The organism is Legionella clemsonensis, from assembly GCF_002240035.1.
Classification (GTDB): domain Bacteria; phylum Pseudomonadota; class Gammaproteobacteria; order Legionellales; family Legionellaceae; genus Tatlockia; species Tatlockia clemsonensis.
The window spans coordinates 2,737,735-2,758,216 of sequence record NZ_CP016397.1; the positions used below are offsets into that span (position 1 = coordinate 2,737,735).

The window sequence follows — 20,482 nt, forward strand, 5'->3', positions numbered from 1 at the left end:
TAGAAACACCAAAAAAGACTACTCATTTATAAATGTATAGTCATTAAGTGATCTCAAGGGAAATTAAAAATTACCATTCTAATAAAACTTGACGATTGACTTAACTGGCACTAGAATTGCCAGCCTACTATGTTAAATTAATTTTAGAGGAAATAAATTAATGCCTACCGTTCGTGTGAAAGAAGGCGAAAACCCTGAATATGCACTCCGTCGCTTTAAACGCTCCTGTGAAAAAGCAGGCATTTTAACTGAGTTACGTCGCCGCGAATTTTACGAGAAGCCTACTGCTGAACGTAAGCGTAAGCAAGCTGCAGCTGTAAAACGTCACCTTAAAAAAATTTCACGTGATGTGACCATGTCAGCTCGTCGTAATGTTAAACGTAAACGCAAGTAATTTATGATGATTAAAGACCGTCTCAGTAATGATATTAAAGATGCAATGCGTGCCAGAGAAAAAAAGAAACTGGATGCGCTTCGTCTTATTACTGCTGCAGTCAAACAAGTCGAAGTTGATGAGCGTATTGAGATTGACGATGCTCGAATGCTTGTCATTCTCGATAAACTTGCCAAACAACGTAAAGAATCTATTGCTCAATTCAAAGCTGCTAGCCGCGATGATTTAGTCGAACAAGAGCAGTTTGAATTGGATGTAATAAGTCATTACCTTCCTGCTCCGCTATCTGAAGCTGAAATTAAAGCGCTTATTGACAAAGCAATTGCCGACACTGAGGCTGAAAAAATGAGTGACATGGGTAAGGTTATGGCTCTTTTAAAGCCTCAGCTTCAAGGACGGGCTGATATGACGGAAGTTAGCGCGTTAATAAAGGCTAAACTGAGTTAATTTCCTATCATGTCTGGCTTAATTCCGCAGCCATTCATCGATGAACTGCTTACTCGTACTGATATTGTTGAATTAATCGATAGTTATATCCCTTTAAAAAAGAGCGGTCATGCTTTTGTAGCCTGTTGTCCCTTTCACAGTGAAAAAACTCCTTCATTTAATGTCGTTGCTAAAAAGCAGTTTTACCATTGCTTTGGCTGCGGTGCAAGCGGCAATGCCATTAGTTTCCTAATGAGTTATCTCAATCAAGGATTTATTGATGCCGTAGAAACTTTGGCTTCTCGACTTGGTTTACCAGTACCACGAGAAGGGCGTGCAGAAAAAAATCAACTCTCTTTAAGCCTGTATCAATTGCTAGGGCAAGTGAATCAATTTTATCAACAAACGCTAAAAACCCAGGGCCAACAAGCAATTTCCTATCTGCGCCAGCGAGGTCTCACTGGTGAAATTGCTAAACGTTATCAGCTTGGTTATGCTCCTTCCGATTGGCAAATGCTCGAAAAACAGTTTAGAGGTCATCGTGCAGAGCTTATCACCACAGGTATGCTCATTCAGAAAGAAGACGGCAAAACTTATGATCGCTACCGCCATCGTGTCATGTTTCCCATTCATGACAGGCATGGACGCATTATAGGCTTTGGCGGGCGCGCTATTGATGCACAACAAAAACCAAAATACCTGAACTCACCAGAAACGGTTATTTTTCAGAAAAGCCGTGAACTTTACGGACTGCATCAAATCCTGCAAGCACAAAAAACTGTTGAGAACATTCTTATTGTTGAAGGTTATTTGGACGTCATTGCTCTGGCACAATACGGCATTAATAATGCAGTTGCTACCTTGGGAACTGCCACCAGCATTTATCATATTCAATTACTGGCAAAGCATGCTCAACATTTAATATTTTGTTTCGATGGTGACACCGCTGGCCGACAAGCTGCCTGGCGCGCCTTGGAAAGTTGTCTTCCTCAATTAAACTCTGGACTTAATGCCAGTTTTATTTTTCTCCCTGAAGGTCAGGACCCGGATAGCCTTGTCCGGGAAGAAGGAAGTACCAAGTTTTTAGAGCGGCTTCAGCAAGCCAAACCTCTCAACCAATTTTTCTTTGAAACCCTTAGTCGCAATATCGAACTCACTTCGGTTGCAGGTAAAAGCCAATTAATTAATATCGCCAAGCCTCATTTACTTAAAATGCAGGATGGTCCTTACAAACAGCTTCTACTAGATGAGTTGGCACGTATAAGTCATATTGAAAGTCATCGTCTTGACCAATTACTACGCGATAGAACACCTCAACCTCAGACAAGCAATAAGCCGATAACTCGCTCCCCCATTCGACTTGCTATTGCACTGCTTATCCAGCATCCCGAAATTTTTAAAGCGTGTCAGAATGCCATCGACCCCAATTTACTGGATGGTAAAGATCAGGAGCTATTACAAAAACTATTACAGCAAATTGCCAAAGCCCCTGAAATCAATACTGCGACCCTTATTGAGCAATGGCGTAATACGTCCTATTTTGAAGCATTGATAAAATTGGCCAGTTGGGAACACCAAGTACCCGAAGTTGCGCTGGTAAATGAATTTGTCGATATTATTTTATTTTTGCAAAAACAAAATTTGGAGAATAAAATTAATCAATACATTGCAAAATCACGCAATCAGGGCTTAACTTTATCAGAAAGACTCTATTTACAGGAAATGTTAAAGCAACGGCATCAAACGGTTGATGATAAAAAATAACGCAAAATATACTGGCATGTTTGCTATAGCAGGTTTATAATCAAAACCTTTTTGTGGCCCTTAACCTCACAAATGCTTATGACGACTATGAATGATCAAGAACAGCAGCACTCGCAAATCACTAAAGTCATCCGCTTAGGTAAAGAACAAAATTACCTGACCTATGCACAAATCAATGATTTGTTACCTAATATCGTTGATACTGAACATTTTGATGTGATTATCAGTATGCTGGAAGGCATGAACATCAAAGTATTTGAAGTATCTCCCAGTGAAGATGAGTTGGCACTTCTCGGTACCACAGAAGATGCTCCTGATGATGTTGAAGAAGCTGCTGCTGTACTTGCCTCTGTTGATAAAGAGACTGGGCGCACCACTGACCCTGTACGCATGTACATGCGCGAAATGGGAACTGTTGAGCTCTTAACTCGTGAAGGTGAAATTCGCATTGCCAAACGCATTGAGGAAGGTATTTATCAAGTTCTTAAGGCGCTTGCTCATTATCCTGAAACCGTACAACTGGTTCTTGAAGATTATGATCGTGTGATGACTGAAGAAATTCGTCTAAGTGAGATAATCAGTGGCTTTGCGGATGTAGAAGAGGAAGCACCAGCTGCCAACATTGGCTCTATGCTTGATGAATCCCAACAAGACGAACTTGAGCTTGATTTGGATGAAGACGAAGAAGACGGTGAGGGTGAAGGTGGGCTTGGTGAAGGAGATGAAGGACCCAATCCCGAGCAGGCAAAAATTTATTTCGATGAATTGCGTGAGAATTATCACAATGCGATGGTAGCCTTAAAAGAACATGGCCGCACATCACCAAAAACAGTTGCTCTATTGGATATTATGTCGGACTCATTCTTGAAGCTAAAGCTAACTTCAAGGCAGGTAGACAAATTAACCCGTCATTTCCGTCAATTAAGAAATCATATTCGTGAATTTGAACGTACAATTATGCGCTTATGCATTGAAAAGGCACGCATTCCCCGCAAATTGTTTATCGATACCTTCCCCGGCCAGGAAACTGATTTAAGCTGGTTAGAAGCCATAGTCAGCAAACACGCCAAAAAACTGGATCTGACTCGTATTGAAGAATATCGTGAAGAAATAAAACGTCTGCAAGCTAAATTGGCTAGTTTTGAAGAAGAATATGGCCTGATTATCAGCGAAATTAAAGACATTAATCGTAAGATGTCCATTGGTGAAGCAAAAGCTCGACGCGCTAAAAAGGAAATGGTTGAAGCAAACTTACGTTTGGTAATTTCCATTGCTAAAAAATATACCAACCGTGGTTTACAGTTCCTTGATTTGATTCAGGAAGGGAATATCGGTTTGATGAAGGCAGTCGATAAATTTGAGTATCGACGTGGCTATAAATTTTCCACTTATGCAACTTGGTGGATTCGTCAAGCAATCACCCGCTCCATTGCTGATCAGGCGCGAACCATTCGTATCCCGGTCCATATGATTGAAACCATTAACAAACTCAATCGTATTTCGCGTCAGATTATGCAAGAAACCGGCCGTGAAGCCACCCCTGAAGAATTGGCTGCTAAAATGGACTTGAGCGAAGATAAAATTCGCAAAGTCTTAAAAATTGCAAAAGAGCCCATTTCAATGGAAACACCAGTAGGTGACGATGATGATTCCCACTTAGGTGAATTTATCGAAGATACCAACATCGAATCACCTATTGAACGCGCAACCGCTGAAGGCTTACGTGAAGCGACCCTAGAAATTCTGGAAACATTGACGCCTCGAGAAGCTAAAGTATTGCGCATGCGTTTTGGTATCGAAATGAATACCGACCATACCTTGGAAGAAGTCGGCAAGCAATTCGACGTAACCCGCGAGCGCATCCGACAAATCGAAGCCAAGGCACTACGCAAACTGCGCCACCCATCCCGTTCAGAGAAACTCAGAAGCTTCTTGGAAGGCGACGATACCTAATCAACAATAGGTACTGGTTATTAAAGAATTCCAATGATTCTTTAATAACCAAAAAATAAGCTACACTTAGTAAGATATTTTTAAGAAAGAATAAAAAAATTGTGGTATTCAACCACCATAACTATTACAATTGCAAATCTCCGGGCCCATAGCTCAGTTGGTTAGAGCAGCGGACTCATAATCCGTTGGTCCTAGGTTCAAGTCCTAGTGGGCCCACCAATTAAAGCCTTTAAAATCAATAAGTTACACTTGATACCTTAATCACCTCAAAAGTCCTTGCGTGACTTTTGCGTGACCTACATTTAAAACCCTATAAAGCAACTACCTTTGAAGCCTGTTTATTTGCAGGCATTCTCAAATTTGGATTACGCAACAAAGTCAGCACTACCCCGCTTTTTTGCTTTTCACATACTTTATTGGCAGCATCATACAGATTTTGTAATTCTGCTGATGAATAATGCGTCGTAATCCGGCCTGAGCGATGACCAAGCAAATCCTGTCTATCTTCAAAACTGACACCAGCTGCACGTAATCTCCGACCAAAAGTATGCTTGAGGTCGTGAACACGCACTTGTTGAAGATTGGCTTTAATTCTTGCTTGACGCCATCCAGTTGATAAAATCCGAGCCAAAGGCTTCCCTTTAAAACTAAACACATGAGTAGGATGCTTCCCTCTCTCTTCTTCTACAACGGAACGAGCTGTATCATTACAAACAACTAATCGCTCTTCACCATTTTTTACCAACTCAGCAGGAATGATGAACACCATAATATGCGATAACTCTGGAATCTTTATTTCCCAATCCCAGCGTAACTCACATATTTCCTGATCTCTACACCCAGTATTCACAGCAAATAACGCGATTTTTTCCAGATGAGAAGGTAGCTCATTAAAAAGCCGGTGTTGCTCATCCCAGTTCAATGGATAAGGTTTGCGCAGATCATGCTCCGGTAACAATTTAATTTTGGGAGCATTAATAATCCACGTTAGGCCATATTCATCCATCCATTCACTGGCAGCAAGATTGAGTATTCGTCTTACCACTTGTAACCCATGGTTTATAGTTCGAGTACTCACCCCATCTTTCCTTCGACCTTCTACAAAAGGCTGAAGAGCACCCATGTGAATCGATTCGAGCGGCATATCTCCAATATACTTCACCAACTCACGCAACCTCCCTGCATCATCAGAAAGACTGCGCTTGTGCTGATTTTCCATTAGAAATTTTGTTGCTGCCTCCATAAAACTTCTTTTAGGCCGCACACCATAAACAGTTGCCTGCCTTATTTCTTCAAGTCGCCTTGCAAGATACTTCTCGGCCTCTTCGAGGTCGCTAGTACCAGTGCTTTCGCAAAGTCGGCGTCCGAAGACCTTCTTGTCAATAACCCAGAACTCCCCACGCTTTTGAAGCCCTGGTGTTCGTTTTCGTCCCATTTACCCATACTCCTTTGATTGGTTGCTGCGGGACGACCACTACATTGCTTATAATCGTCTACCCAAGCATCTAGATCAAGTCGATCAAATGCCACCCCTTGAGAACCAATAGGAATCTCAATTAAATTAGGCCTTACTGCCTCATTAAAGCGATGACGGTCCATACCTAGATAAGCTGGTGCATCCCGCAATCGAATTAGTCTGGGCAATATGTTTAGAATACTCATTTCTGACTTCCTGCAATAAATCGATTTCAACCAAACAAAACGATTCGTTTAATTTATTAAAACATATAGTTTTATTGAAATCAATTAATAAACGAGTTGTAAATATCAAATCAGGATTAATTATTTTTTTGAATTCTGCCAGGTCTTATTAAACATTGAGATGTCGACCAGGTTATATCTTTCAGTTATGATATTGACTGCTTTCGCTATTTAATACTTCATAAATGATCTCCAATAAAACCCTAAATATTAAAGCAACTGGAGTTATCGCACTTGCAGTAATGTTTAGTCGTGTATTAGGTCTTATCCGGGAAGTCTTATTTAATACTCTATTTGGCACTGCATCGATGGGAATTTTTCTGATTTCATTTCGAGCGCCCAACCTACTAAGAGATCTTTTTGCAGAGGGAGCATTATCAGTTTCTTTCATAACAATTTTTTCTAAAAAAATAGAGACGGAAGGTGATGAATCTGCGTGGAGACTAGCTGCTAAAATGCTCACGTTAACCAGCGTCATAATGAGTATATTATCCTTAATTGGAATTATTTTTGCTAAATATATAATTCATACTTTAGCACCAGGCTTTTCAATAGAAGATATTGGTATAACTATCCTTCTCACTCAAATAATGTATCCTTTTATTTTGTTGGTTTCGCTTGCCGCTATCATAATGGGGATTTTAAATTCCAAGAATATCTTCGGTATACCTTCACTTGCTTCAAGCTTTTTTAATATTGGCTCAATTTTTGGTGGTGTTTTTTGTGGCTGGTTAATTGATCCTGCATTCGGTGAGCGAGCATTGACCGGCTTAGCTATTGGAACAATGGTGGGTGGACTTTTACAACTTACCATACAATTTCCTAGCTTATGGAGAGTTGGCTTTCGTTTTAAACCAGATTTCAAATGGAACGATCCAGGAATCCGTAGTATCTTGATCTTAACTTTCCCTGCAATCATTGCTGCTAGTTCAGTTCAAGTGAATGTACTTATTAACTCAGGCTTCGCTTCCTATCTCGGGAAAGAAGCTATCACGTGGCTTAACAGTGCATTTAGACTGATGCAGTTTCCTCTTGGAGCATTGGGAGTAGCTATTGCCACAATTACTCTTCCAGTAATTTCACGTATTGCAGCAAGTACCAGCCAAGCTCACTTTGGACCAACATTAGGTCGCTCAATGCGTCTGGCCATATTTCTAACCATGCCAGCTGCAGTTGGCCTTTGGTTTTTTGCTAAACCGATCATCTGCTTAATCTATGAGCATGGTAAATTTCACTCGGTCGACACATTACAAACTGCTTATGCTTTGAAACTTTATGCACTTGGTCTGATCAGCTATGCTTGCATTAAAATATTATCCCCAGCCTTTTATGCTATTGACAAAAAATGGACGCCCATGATGGTTAGCTTTTCTTCCATTGGTCTGAATATTCTCTTGAATTATTTTTTAATTTTTAAATTAGCTTTGGGACATGGAGGACTAGCGCTGTCTACGTCTATTTCAGCAACAAGTAATTTTTTAATTTTGTACATATTGATGAATCGTTCGCATAACCTGCAGACTACCTATTTTATAAGCACATTTCTTCGTTGTGCTTTAGCATCAGGGCTTTTAGGATTAACTTGTTGGATAGTATCATCTCACTTTAGTAACTTTCTTTATCATCCTTCACTATTAATAAGCAGTATCTCCATGATTACTGCTATTTTTTTGGCTGGTTTAATATATTTATTGGCTTGTTTACTCCTTAAGATAGAAATGGCAAGGAGTATTTTATTAAATTTTCAAGAAAAGCTAGGAAGATTTGCACATAGAAGTGAGAGCCATAATAGTCAAAGAATTAACTAATCTCCGATACCAAACCATTTAAGAAGTGTCTTTTCACCAAGATGATCATAAATATAAGATAAATAATAGGTTAGATGAGTAGTTAATTGCTCTTGTGAGGGAGCTACCGCATTGCTAAAAGGGGCATGGTGAATATATTTTTTAAAATAGAAATTACAAAAATCCATATAATCTTTTGTAAATAACAAAAATGTATGCCACATATCATCAATTTCTTTCATCTCATGATGGATAACACATTGGAAATTCAATTCTTCTTGATTAGAGTTAGCCATCTGATCATATTTATGTTTATTACATAGCCATAAAAATTTTAAAAGCTCAGTAAACGCCTCTTCTGGACTGAGAGTATTATTAGGATATTCTTTTTTATAACGATTAATCACATCTGAATTTTGATATTGTAAAAGCTGGCTAAGTGGAACTATCATTTTTTTACCTATCTGTAAATTTGAGATAAGTAGTTAAGAGTACTCTTAACTACTGTGAAAAACTGCTCAAATGCTCACACACCACATTGACCTGCACAAGGAACAGGATGACAACCATGTTTGCATTGCGCGCACTTTGAGTTCGCATTTTGCTGAATTTTTATCTCTATAATTTTCTTTATTAATTGGGATTTCATATTTATCTCTCGGTTATTGTTTAGGAATGAGATTTGCTATAAAAACAAATCGTGTTATTATTACAACATACTGTGTTTTACAAGGCAATATTTTAAATATCCTTTATTTAATAAAATGCGCATAATTTCCTGCTGATCTAAATGAATACAAGCAAAATTTCATTAACTAAACATATACTTAACGTAATCGGGCCTTATAAAATTTGGCTTCTTATCCTAGCTTCAGCAGGATTAATTTCCGCATTATTTAATACATTCATACCTTATGTTCTTAAACTTATTATTGATCACGCTAATGTCGCTCGAATAAACAAGGAATTAATTAAGAATATAAAACCATATTTATTCATTTATATTGCACTTTGGATAGGGTTATGTACCAGTATGAGACTTATAGATTGGGCAAAAATGAATTTTCTCCCCAATGTGCGCGAAAATGTGATTACAAGGATGTTTAATTATCTAAGTTTGCATTCACATCAATACTTTCAAAATAATTTTGCTGGAAGTTTAATTAATAAAGTTAATGATATGCAGAGGGGAGTAATTGGAGTTCTTTCTATAGGGTATGAGCTTTATGTGCAACTGTTAATAATAATGATTGCTATTATCACTATGCTATATGCTCACACTATTTTTGCAGTTATTTTATTAAGTTGGATTGTTTCTTTTTTATTCATTACTATTCTCTTTTTAAAACCAATTCAAAAGCTTTCACATGCTCTTTCAGAAAGTATAACAACTTTAGTGGGCAAAAAAGTCGACAGCATAAGCAATATTATTAACGTGAGACTTTTTGGCAGACACAAAGACGAAAATAACTACATTCTTCAAAGTATTCGCGATAGTGTAACTAAAGAGCGTTCTATGCAAGCTAAAATTATTAAAATGCGCCTATTTTGGGATCTTAGCATTTTAATTTTTGCCAGTTTAAATATTTATATTTTACTTCTTATGTACAGTAAGAGTCTCGTTACAATTGGAGACTTTGTTTTTGTTATGACTTTATCTATTAGTATCCTATGGAATTTATGGTTTATCGCTGGGCAATTTGTTATTTTTTCTGAGCAAATAGGGAATTGTAAACAAGCTTTATCAGTTCTTGCCAAACCACATGATATCGTCGATAAGAAAGATGCGAAGTCACTAATTGTTACTAGCGGTAAAATTGAGTTTAGTGAAGTAACATTTCATTTTAATGAAGGGAATTATCTATTCAAGAATAAAAATATCACTATTTCACCTGGCCAAAAAGTGGGCATTGTAGGGCTTTCTGGAAGTGGAAAGAGTACTTTTGTCAACTTAATTTTGCGTCTTTTTGACATTGAAGCAGGCGCAATTAAAATCGATGAGCAGAATATTAAAGATGTAACCCAACAATCACTGAGAGAACAAATAGCATTTATCCCTCAAGAAGTAACTCTTTTTCATCGCACATTAATGGAGAACATACGTTTTGGGAATATCAATGCAAATGATGAAGAAGTAATTGCTGTTTCTAAAAAAACTCATTGTCATGAATTTATTAGTCAACTTAAAGATGGTTATCAATCGGTGGCCGGCGAACGCGGTATTAAGTTATCAGGTGGCCAACGCCAACGAATTGCTATTGCGAGAGCCATGCTTAAAAATGCTCCTATTCTAATTCTGGATGAAGCTACCTCAGCATTGGATTCTCTAACTGAACAATATATCCAAGAGGCTTTAGGTAAAGTAATGCACGACAAAACCACTATTGTTATTGCTCATCGTCTATCAACGCTATTGAAAATGGATAGAATACTAGTCTTCGATAAAGGAAAGATTATTGAGGATGACTCTCATGAAGCGCTATTGAGGTTTGGTGGTCATTATGCAAGGCTGTGGCAAATGCAGGCAGGTGGATTTTTGCCTAAATTTGCGAGTGACTGCAATTACCATTTACAAACATTACCCAAGCCCATATAGCAAATAGCTTGAGAGTCTAGATAGCAATTCTCAAAACATCCGTTGGGTGTGAAAACAAATGCCCTTCGCATACCACTTCAGCGCCATGTTTCTTATATAACCCGTTCAAACTTGGTTTTAACGTATCCAATAAAATCAAATTAGCACCTGATTCTGCTGCCAACCTCTTAGCTTCCTCTATTATTTGTTTGCCAAAACCAAGTCCACGATAATTTTTCTCTATATAGACATACATTAATTCACGTGCATGGGGTAGATTATCTGTTATCTTCGCTAAATCAGCATTAAAAGAATGCTCTAATAAAGCAAACATCGCCACGGGTTGTCCTGCGAATATACCAATATACACATCATTCTTAAGTGTTCGCATAACCTCTGCTCGGTATTCTATTCCTTTATTACGGATATACCCCCACTCATCTTCAGCCCATGTAGCTGCAATGGGTACATAGTCCATACAGTCACTCAATTTGGTAAAAGTAAGTTTGTGTTTCGTCAAAGCAGAACTGAAAAGTAACATGTTAATACCTCAATAATTAATAAGCCATGGCTGATTGCGTATTTATTGACCTTTTGCGGCTATATTCACAAACCAGTAAAGAAACCAGACCTATGATTGCCCCAAATATATAATACCAAGCTGGTGAAATAAAATTGCCAGTCTTGCTCACCAACCACAGCATCACTAATGGCGTTGTGCCACCGAATAATGAAATACCTACATTAAAGGCAACACCAAAACCACTGTAACGATATTGATGAGGAAATAAAGAAATCATATACGCATTTAAAGGGCCATAGGTAATTGCAATCAAACCAGACATAAAAACCAGTCCTATTGCAATTAAACCAATATTTCCTGTGGAGAGTAATGAAAAGATAGGGATGCTAAAAAATAATATAGCTGTCATACCAAGTCGGATGATTCTTAAAAGCCCTATTCTGTCTGCTAAGAGCGCAATAAATGGCTCAAGTGTGGCATCCACTGCCAAAGATAAAGTGATAATCAGTGTGGCCAAACCAAGTGAAACATGGAAATAACTGTGCAAATAAGTTGCTGTAAATACATAGGTACCAAAGGTCATAATACTGACTAGCCATGCTATCCCTATAATCCCAATCATTGCTAAAGGAGTCTCTTTTAATGCAGTCAGAAATGGCAGGCGTGTTTTATCATCCTGAGCTATCCTCTGATATTCAGGTGTTTCAGCAACATAAGTACGCAAATAAAAAATCAGAATACCAGCAATCAATGCTACCCCAAACCCTATCCGCCATCCCCAAGAAGGCATAAATGAAGCAGTAAATAACGAAGCAGCCAGGCCTGCTAAAATCAAACCTGTGCTGTATGCCGAACTGGTTAAGCAACCATATAAAGCCTTTTTCTCAGGCTTAGCATGTTCTACAAGAAAAATAGCAGATCCAGTAAATTCAGCACTCGCGACAAAACCTTGTACTACTCTTAATAGAGTGATTAGGAGAGGCGCTACAATCCCAATGAGTTGGTAAGAAGGCACAATACCAATCATTGCTGTAGGAATCGCCATCGCTAAGATACTTAGTGTCAATGCACGTTTCCTACCGAAATAATCACCAATATAACCAAAAAATAGTGCCCCAAGTGGAGCTAACAAATAGCCGACAGCAAATACACCAAATGCACTTAAAAGCGAAGATAATCGATCATCACTGGGAAAATAAGTTGCTGCAATAATTGGCGCGAAATAACCAAAAAGTGCAAAGTCATACCATTGTAATGCAGTGCCTGAAACACCAGCGAATAATGCTTTACTCGCGGAGGATATTCTCATTCGTTACTCCTTCTGCACAAATCCGACCCAAATGTTTCGATTTTGCTTGAAATATTATCACCATAGGGTATCTTAAGGACGATTGTAAATAATATGGTCACAAATATGAATAGGGATATAGTACTCATTCCCGGAGCATTAGCAACCCCAAAGCTTTGGCATCAGCAAGAGGCTTTTTTTCAGGAAGGCAAACGGTTTCATTACGTTAATGTGCTCAATAGCGACTCTATTACAGAGATGGCTAATCGCTTTGCTTCAAGTGCTCCTAAAAAATTTACTCTAATTGGATTCTCTATGGGAGGCTATATTGCGCTTGATTTATATCACTATATCCCCGATAGCATAGAAAAGCTCATTCTAATTAATTCCGCTGCAAAATTGGTATCTGAAAAGGGACAATTAGAGCGTAAACGTTCTCTCGATTTAATTAATAAAGGAAAGTTTGATTTCTTAATTAAGCTGATCTTTAAAAACTCAATTTATGATAAAGAAAAACATAAAGCTCTGTTACCTCTAGCACAAGACATGGCACAAGAAGTAGGCGTTGAAAATTATAGAAAACAATTGAGTGCTATTCTGAATAAACCGGATCATTCATCATTATTACCTTTGATTGAATGTCCAACATTATTGATTGCCAGTAAACAAGATAATGTAATGCCTATTGAAAGATCAGAACATATGGCAAAAAACTTGAAACGTTCAGAGTTAATTTATCTAGAACAATGTGGCCATATAGCCATGTTGGAACAACCGGACAAGATTAACAAAATATTGGCTGATTGGTTGTAAGTAGTAACGATGTTAGGGATATATCAATGCATAGCGTCAATGAAGATGGAACTATTTGCGTTAATTTAAATGATTATAATGACTTATCAGATTCAATCCGATTTCGGGAAAAAATCGATTATCTGACAGAAAAACTTAATTGTCCAAAAGAGATATCCAATTTTTCAATTTCAATACTTTTTCGTGGTGGCCAGCGTTACTATATCTCTAATCTTTACCTCTGGGCTATACCATACCGAACTGAGGGTTTATTTCGAGGAGATGTAGATCATGATCATAACCTTTACCATGGAAAAGAGTTTTTTATTCAGAGAGAAATAAAATACGATGAAATGCAGATTCCAATTATTCAAATACTGGAATCACGCTATAAATTAAGTACTACTTTTGCTATGGTTCGCCAGTGTGAGGAATGTGATTTTATTATTGAAGCTTATAACAATGAAGAGATAAAAGAACCTCAAAAACTTTACTATCAAGTGCGTGATACTTTTGAAAAATTCATTTGTTTCTTCCTTGATGCCATGTTATCTGAGATAACTACTGCTATACCCAAGCAAAAATGGCTGAGTATATTTGTGGATAGTGAATTAAGAAAAAATGTCATTATGCGCAAGTCGACTCCAAAACATTTTATACAGCTCAGCCAACGAGAATTACAATGCCTGAGTATGATTGCTAATGGAATGACCATCCAAAAAATATCTGACTGCTTACATTTATCGGCAGAAACCGTAAAAACACATGCTAAGTCTATTCGCAATAAAATGAATTGCATTAATATTACTGAAGCAGTATCAAAAGCATTTCGCTATGGCTTAATATCATAAAATTACCTACATTGGGGGATAGGATTACTTATTGTAATAATTATACTTGGCCATGTTATTAAAAATTAATACATGGAGTTGTAACATGGTGTGCATCGTGGAATTCAATGATGGTGTCCGTTTTAATTTTGTACGGAACAAAATAAAACAAAAAATTTGGATTGAAGCACTTTTACATCTTACCAATCTAGATATCAATCACATGGCAGTAATTCTTGAAATACCAGCTGAAGTATTAACTAAAGTACATCACGGGGAAATGTATCTTTCTCAAGAGTCTGCTGAATGTTTGGGAAGGTTATTCTTGCTGGCTTTTAGTGATTAAATTCATTCCTGAATTTTAAAGATACTTAATATGGCCAGTTGTGTAAATTGGTCATACGCATTCAAAAATGGCTAAATAATAAAGGGTTGGCTACGGCTAAAAAATGCCAATCTAACTTGATACCGGTAAGATTAGTTTGTGAATTAGACGAGTTAATTAATAGAGTCAGAAATCAAAATCGACAAAAATATTATAAATCAGTCGCTTCGAGTCATACTTATGGCGAATTATCTTTTGCTACTGTTTTTTCAACCGTTTCAGAAGGTTGTACCTTATCTGACCGAACATCACCTAAAGTGCTTCGAAATCGTTGAGTTATTTCCCGAGCGGACTCTAACTTAGCCGCTTCCTGTGTTTCATGAATAGGCACATCAACTCCATCAGCATGTTGCGTCTGTACTTCTTTAGCAGGCTGATGACCTAACAATTTTGAAAGAGCAGTAAAAAAAGCAGCATGTTCATGTGATTCTGGCAAAGACTGCTCAAATAAGTATTTCGGCTGGCCATGAAGAAAATGAATGGTTACTTGATCTCCCTTAATGCTTATTTTGAAATCTTGATTCTTTTCGGGTAAAAAATCAGTCTCTGAAATTCGCACCAATTTTATTTCACGATCGAATTCTTTACATATTAAACCGCCATTTTTGCTATATATTTCTCGCTTCTCTTTGAAGGGGTTCTTGTATACTCCCCCAAATGTTTCCAATGATGGAATGAATTCTTTCTTCTCTTGCTTGGATGGATGTACTAAATTAAACCAATCCAAACGCAGTTTTTTGGATTGGTCATTAGACGATGACTCAATTGCTGCTGCAAAACAACTTCTAGCTATTTCAATATCACCTTGATCTTCGGCGAGCATCCCCTCAATCGTTTCTTTCCATCCTAACTCATCGCTTTGAGTATAATGAGGCATGTGTTTAAATAGGTCTTGCATGTCACCAATAGGCGCTAAATCAGGAGAACTCAAGATTTGGGTTGCAATACTCATTCCATTTTCAGAGTTTGTAAAAAATGCTGCACCTTTTTTATCTGTAACATTGATCGCAATAAAAGATCGAGTATTGAGGTTTTCACCATATTGATATGCGATTACCTTACCTGCATCTTTATAGATATGCCAACCTAATCCACATGTTTTTGTGATGCTGTAAGTCCTCGTTGGCACAAGTTTCGCACTTAAATCCTTGACTTCTGTTTGTGCAGATTCGTTCATTGCATTTTTTAATTCATCAAGCTCAGTTTGATTGAAAAGAACACACTTATAATTACTATCTGTTGCACTCTTGAGGTATTTTTTTGCGTTATCATCAATGCTTAGACGATCGAATTCTTCTGGTGTCAAATCTAAAAGTGCGAAACTTGTTTTATAGTCAAATGCTTGTTGGATGATCGGATCATCTATATTCTTTAACCAAGCAGCCATGAATTTTGAAAAATCATTGGCTGTTGTAAGCAGCGATCCAGCAGCATCAAGATGAGGGGTATGCCCTGCTTTTGATGTCATTGCCAAGATATCACTTTTGAATGAAAGAGTATTAAATTTTTTTGCCAGGTTTGTTAAATCAATCTCAGGAGGGATGGACGCTGGTTCACTCATTCCTTTTACATAGTACTCACGGGGATTTTCAGATAAATAAATTTTCCCTTTTACAGCCTGATTGAGGTCGGACAATGGTGACATCAATTCAAGATCATATCTAAGGTGAGAGAGGCTTTCATAAATTGATGTAGGTTTTCCTAGCTGAGTATGAACTGCTACAATATTGGTATCGCCATCTGGTTGTGGTAAAAATGTAGAGTGCTCCATTTTTAGAGGCTCAAACACATACTCGTGGGCCAATTCTTCTAAATTTTTACCCGTTGTGGCCTCAATGACTTTTTGCAAGAAAAGAATAGCTTCACCTGAATAGGAATATCCCTTGCCCAGCTCTGATTCATCATCAAAGAGTAGTGGAGAAGATAAATCCGATTCTGATCCCACATTGGGCAAGCCTGTGGTGTGTGACAAAACATGTCTGGCTGTTAATTGTTGAGCCTTTTCAGGATATTGACCCTTTACCTTGAATCTTTCATATTCCTGACCCGCTGCTTGCAGAATTGGAAGTAATGGCTCATCTAAATTGATATGTTTTTCCCTAACCAATTGTAACACCAAATAGGTAAATACAATTTTGCTCAGAGAGGATGCTGGAAATTGGGTGTCATTATCTACCTCATTCCTGTCAGTATGGGTGTGACCTCCGTTTGATGTTACAATTTCTTTAATTTGCTCCTCACTGAGATGTAATTTACTCTCATCCTTATTTTTAATGGCGTTTATTTTTTCCTCAAATAAATTGAAATCAACAATTTTTGTTTTTTCATATTTTCCATCAGGCTTAATATAATACAGTTCCTGAATATCGTTCTTTTTGATAAAAATATAGCTGTTTTTGTATTGTGCAGCACTTTTGGGTAATTCAGACATCAAATGGAGGTCACACCCGTCAGCATCAGTGGATTGGGCGTCTTTTTTGCCAACAGAGAGTGAGGTTTCTACAAATTCATTTGCGCTTTCTTCTTTCGGTTCAACATACGCATAACCTATAGCTGGAATATGAGCAGGCTTTATTATTTTTTGTAATGTATCAGCAGACGGTTTAGGCATAATGTATGGAAAATACTTTAAAGATATATTTAATTATAAAACAAATTTACGTACAGGCGTTCAGTCTTTACCTCTTAGAATTACGAACCCATCATAAAGATGGGTATCTCGCTTTGCTTCCATTAAATTACAAGCAATTATTGCAAAAATTATCAATGCTTTTAGCTAAAAGGTTAATTACTCTTTAAAGCCATTTGGTTTTGGTCCACTTGATATATCCAATGGATTTGGTGATTTATAAGAAACAGCAGCTCCTTTCTCATCAACCTTTTGTGCAGCACTTTGATTAGTCTTATAGGCAAGAGCTGCATTATAGTTGTTGTCAGGAATTAGGTTTTTATTCAAAAGTCTAGTAACAAATTGATCATATAATTTTGGATCAGGGATATTAATTCTCAAATTATTCCCTTCCCTAGAGAAGCTAATATTTTGTGCATTTACTTCATCAGTAAACGTTTTGAGTTCATCTTCAATCTTATCATAAAGCTCATTTAGATCCTTTTCATCGTTAGCACTGAGCAATTCATTACCTTGAAAATGGATTGAGCCCTTAGCTAAGTCCAACTCAATAGAAAATACTGCTAAGTCATTTTTAAAAGTATAAAGGAAATCATCTTTAAAATTCCAAACCTCACTATTTTCTAGATAAGAGGATAATGTTTTCACTTCTATATTTGTAGGTACATATTTTGGAGTAGTGGCATTATCTTTTTGGAAGCTTTCATTTTTGGCTTCATCGCTACTACTATCACCACCACCTCCTCCGCCACCATGACCTTTGCAAATAGGCAAACCAGAAGCACGACAAATACCACAGGGATTGTTTTCAAGAGCCTTTGATCGCTCATCCCTTTTATTTTCATTTTTACTTCTCGATTCAGCTGGCATTTTATACTCCACAACATCATACATTTTTGTTAATATTCTAGTTTATTGAGTTGGACTATAGAGCAATATTTTTCCTTTTTTACGTATTTTTAACAAACAATACATTTCAAATGTTACGGCATATATTAAAGAATGATATGGCTTTCTTGTTAGTCTTTTCAACGCACTAGGCAGCCACCCAATAAATTTGAGATACTACAAATCGATTTTGGTGAACCATTACAATATCCTGCTATATGAGCAGTTCAATTGGTGCCTACGATGGCATGATTTGAGGATTGATCCAATAATCAGCACTCTTAGAAGGAATTTATTGTTCCTGGATTAAAGAGCACCATAAAATAAAAGCTTTTCTTGTGAAAGGGTATCTATTTATTTTGAGTGCATAGTGATGAAATTTAATGTGTATTTTAAAATTTTGACTGCGTTCTTTGTGATTTTTTTAATTTTTGTTTTGGCATTTTTTAAATATTTAAATTCAGTTGAGACAGAGATAGTTATTAACGCGGGGAAAACGATGTCACAAGGGCTTTTAATTAGTTTAGAAAATGAATTAATTAAAAGCCCGAAATCAAATTGGGATAACATAATAAAGAAAAAGACAGATAATCTTGTTCATCTTATAGCAATCGACAGTCTAAAACTTACCTCGACGCAGAATAACGAATTAAATAATGGTGAGATAATTTTCTTATCAGGTACAACTTATCAATTTCTCAACTTGGTCATTGTACAACATACAGCGTATAAAAAGATTGGTAATACCTCATACGCATTAGCTTATTATTTTTCAGACCCAGACCAAGTCATTTTTTATTACATGAACCCTGCTTTAAAACAAATCGTTGAACATTTATTACTAAGGCCAAAAAATACGTGGAATAAAGAAATATTAAAGCTAGAAAAAATATATGGCTTTCCCCTTCATCTTTATAAAACCAAGAGTAAACACTTGCCAAGGAATATAGCTAATTCTTTATCAACAAAGCGTCTAGTATTTGAAACAAATAAAAACTCATCACAAATTAGTATTGTCTATTATAGTTTTAGTGGTGGAATACTCAAAATTGGCCCGCTCAGCTATTTACCAATTACGGCAAGAATCAGTGATGTAATGAATTATTTTATAATAGCTTTCTTTTTCTTATCTCTTTGTCTTATTACGTTTTTCTCACTGCTTTTTGTGAGGAATATGAAGAAGGTCTATCAGATAACTAAAAATTTTAGTCAAGGGAATTTTGACTTTCATCGGAAAATAAGCACTACCTCTGTTTTGTATGGGCTTTATATAAATATCATTCACATGGGTAAGCGATTAAAAGAACTAATTGAATCACATAAACAAATGTGCCGATTTGTCGCGCATGAAATTAGAACTCCTTTGTCAACCATACAAATGGCGACGGATAGTATCAAAAGGAAAAATGCAGCGGATGCCTTACTCAATAAACAAGTGAGCAGCATACAAGAAGATATTGCAGACATAAATCGCATCGTCAGCACTTTTTTGATTTACTCAAAAATGCATTCAAGCGAATTAAAATTAAAAAAGTCCGAGACAGATATCATTGTTTGGTTAAGAAAGTTACTAGAATCTTATTCTTCATCGATATTTGAAATTACCTTTCATGCCAATGAGTTAAATTCTTTAGAAGCATACATAGATGAAAATATTTTAAAGCATGCTGTTACTAATTTGATTACAAATGCTATGAAATTTGCAGTACGTCATATTTCTTTAACCATTTCGCTGGATGATAGTCATATTTTAATTCACGTAGACGATGATGGCCCAGGCTTACCAAATGATGGTGCGGATGATATTTTTTCTGAATATACGATTGCCGAAGACGCCGGAATTGGAGATAAACACATTGGGTTAGGATTAGCTATTGTTAAAAAAGTTGTTAATCTCCACGCAGGAAAAGTCATGGCTACACAATCACCGATATTAAAAGGCGCTAGATTCACAATAGTATTTCCACGATATTCTTATAAATGACAACCATAAAAACTACATTTTCCTTTCCAGAAATTTGTCCTTAACTTTAGCATCTTTTGAAGTACCCATCTCTTGTTTCATCTCAACCAGTACGCCCATAACCGCTGCTAACTTGAGTTTTGCATCATCAAAACGTTTAGGGATAAATTCATCTTCATCGCCATCAATCACCTCTCCAGTTCCAAGGCCTCTTTCAAGAGCGCAGGTAACCTCACCAAACTCTGACTCAAACGCTGATAATAGTTCATTATTCCCCCTTGCAGACTGCAAGACTCCATGCAATTTTTCCACTACATCTTCAGGAATATAAAGAGTACCTTCACTACATTTGCTATATTCACGTTTCGCAATAGGTAATGAAAGTAGTTCATCAGCTTTGTGTTGACTCATCTGAAATATTTGTCTAACAGATTGCTTTAGTTCTAATGGAGTTAGTGGCAAATTGCCATGTTTCAAAGATGCTAGAAGTTTATCACTAGCAGTCACCCTTCCATCTTTACTATGTTCTTGCGCTGTCTCGATAGGAGTCTGTCCTTTCTCATTTTGCACTTCAAGACTAGCAC

At 36.9% G+C, this 20,482-nt stretch carries 17 protein-coding genes and 1 tRNA gene; 11 read left to right on the top strand and 7 right to left on the bottom strand.

What is annotated here, in order from left to right; translation table 11 throughout:
* Positions 1-160 precede the first annotated feature (160 nt).
* The 5 genes from rpsU (at position 161) to clem_RS12055 (ending at position 4,756) form a co-directional block, all read left to right on the top strand.
* Complete coding sequence (gene rpsU, locus clem_RS12035; RefSeq protein ID WP_094091784.1) at positions 161-394, top strand: 30S ribosomal protein S21; 234 nt, start codon at positions 161-163, stop codon at positions 392-394.
* Positions 395-397: 3 nt separating this feature from the next.
* Positions 398-841 carry a GatB/YqeY domain-containing protein gene (locus clem_RS12040; RefSeq protein ID WP_094091785.1) on the top strand — a complete coding sequence of 148 codons (444 nt, stop codon included), beginning with the start codon at positions 398-400 and terminating at the stop codon, positions 839-841.
* Between the two features lie 9 nt (positions 842-850).
* Positions 851-2,584, top strand: a complete 1,734-nt coding sequence (dnaG, locus tag clem_RS12045; RefSeq protein WP_094091786.1) for a DNA primase — start codon at positions 851-853, stop codon at positions 2,582-2,584.
* Positions 2,585-2,671: 87 nt separating this feature from the next.
* Positions 2,672-4,537, top strand: coding sequence for an RNA polymerase sigma factor RpoD (gene rpoD / locus clem_RS12050; protein WP_094091787.1), 1,866 nt, complete (start codon positions 2,672-2,674; stop codon positions 4,535-4,537).
* A 142-nt stretch (positions 4,538-4,679) separates the two neighbouring features.
* Positions 4,680-4,756 (top strand) — tRNA-Ile (locus clem_RS12055).
* A 91-nt stretch (positions 4,757-4,847) separates the two neighbouring features.
* Here the strand turns inward: clem_RS12055 and clem_RS12060 are convergent.
* The gene (locus clem_RS12060; protein ID WP_232505473.1) at positions 4,848-5,972 is read right to left on the bottom strand and encodes a tyrosine-type recombinase/integrase; all 1,125 of its coding nucleotides are present in this window, start codon (positions 5,970-5,972) and stop codon (positions 4,848-4,850) included.
* Between the two features lie 451 nt (positions 5,973-6,423).
* On the opposite strand from clem_RS12060, the gene murJ reads away from it, so the two are divergent.
* Positions 6,424-8,046, top strand: a complete 1,623-nt coding sequence (gene murJ / locus clem_RS12070; RefSeq protein ID WP_094091789.1) for a murein biosynthesis integral membrane protein MurJ — start codon at positions 6,424-6,426, stop codon at positions 8,044-8,046.
* Here murJ and clem_RS12075 read toward each other — a convergent pair.
* Positions 8,043-8,477, bottom strand: a complete 435-nt coding sequence (locus tag clem_RS12075) for a glycine-rich domain-containing protein (RefSeq protein ID WP_094091790.1) — start codon at positions 8,475-8,477, stop codon at positions 8,043-8,045. The two genes, murJ and clem_RS12075, sit on opposite strands and share 4 nt — an antisense overlap.
* Positions 8,478-8,815: 338 nt before the next feature.
* Here clem_RS12075 and clem_RS12080 point away from each other — a divergent pair, with 338 nt between their 5' ends.
* The gene (locus clem_RS12080) at positions 8,816-10,621 is read left to right on the top strand and encodes an ABC transporter ATP-binding protein (protein WP_094091791.1); all 1,806 of its coding nucleotides are present in this window, start codon (positions 8,816-8,818) and stop codon (positions 10,619-10,621) included.
* Positions 10,622-10,637: 16 nt separating this feature from the next.
* Here clem_RS12080 and clem_RS12085 read toward each other — a convergent pair whose 3' ends face one another.
* Together clem_RS12085 and clem_RS12090 are read right to left on the bottom strand one after the other, a co-directional pair.
* Entirely contained in the window at positions 10,638-11,141 is a 504-nt protein-coding gene (locus clem_RS12085; RefSeq protein ID WP_094091792.1) for a GNAT family N-acetyltransferase, read from the bottom strand.
* A 16-nt stretch (positions 11,142-11,157) separates the two neighbouring features.
* Positions 11,158-12,432 carry an MFS transporter gene (locus clem_RS12090; RefSeq protein WP_094091793.1) on the bottom strand — a complete coding sequence of 425 codons (1,275 nt, stop codon included), beginning with the start codon at positions 12,430-12,432 and terminating at the stop codon, positions 11,158-11,160.
* A 105-nt stretch (positions 12,433-12,537) separates the two neighbouring features.
* Between clem_RS12090 and clem_RS12095 the strand changes: the two genes are divergently transcribed.
* The 3 genes from clem_RS12095 (at position 12,538) to clem_RS12105 (ending at position 14,379) form a co-directional block, all read left to right on the top strand.
* Positions 12,538-13,224: an alpha/beta fold hydrolase gene (locus clem_RS12095; RefSeq protein WP_094091794.1), complete on the top strand. Its 687-nt coding sequence runs from the start codon at positions 12,538-12,540 to the stop codon at positions 13,222-13,224.
* A gap of 26 nt (positions 13,225-13,250) precedes the next feature.
* On the top strand, positions 13,251-14,054 hold the full coding sequence (locus clem_RS12100) for a response regulator transcription factor (RefSeq protein ID WP_094091795.1): 804 nt from the start codon (positions 13,251-13,253) through the stop codon (positions 14,052-14,054).
* Positions 14,055-14,139: 85 nt separating this feature from the next.
* Positions 14,140-14,379 (top strand): hypothetical protein, encoded by a 240-nt coding sequence (locus tag clem_RS12105; RefSeq protein ID WP_094091796.1) that lies wholly within the window; start codon positions 14,140-14,142, stop codon positions 14,377-14,379.
* A gap of 217 nt (positions 14,380-14,596) precedes the next feature.
* Here the strand turns inward: clem_RS12105 and clem_RS12110 are convergent, their stop codons facing one another.
* Both clem_RS12110 and clem_RS12120 read right to left on the bottom strand, forming a co-directional pair.
* Positions 14,597-17,029 (bottom strand): serine hydrolase domain-containing protein, encoded by a 2,433-nt coding sequence (locus tag clem_RS12110; protein ID WP_094091797.1) that lies wholly within the window; start codon positions 17,027-17,029, stop codon positions 14,597-14,599.
* A 177-nt stretch (positions 17,030-17,206) separates the two neighbouring features.
* Positions 17,207-17,917, bottom strand: coding sequence for a hypothetical protein (locus clem_RS12120; protein WP_094091799.1), 711 nt, complete (start codon positions 17,915-17,917; stop codon positions 17,207-17,209).
* A gap of 391 nt (positions 17,918-18,308) precedes the next feature.
* On the opposite strand from clem_RS12120, the gene clem_RS12125 reads away from it, so the two are divergent.
* Entirely contained in the window at positions 18,309-19,919 is a 1,611-nt protein-coding gene (locus clem_RS12125) for a sensor histidine kinase (RefSeq protein ID WP_094091800.1), read from the top strand.
* Between the two features lie 12 nt (positions 19,920-19,931).
* Here the strand turns inward: clem_RS12125 and clem_RS15160 are convergent, their stop codons facing one another.
* Entirely contained in the window at positions 19,932-20,468 is a 537-nt protein-coding gene (locus clem_RS15160; protein ID WP_232505474.1) for a hypothetical protein, read from the bottom strand.
* Positions 20,469-20,482 lie beyond the last annotated feature (14 nt).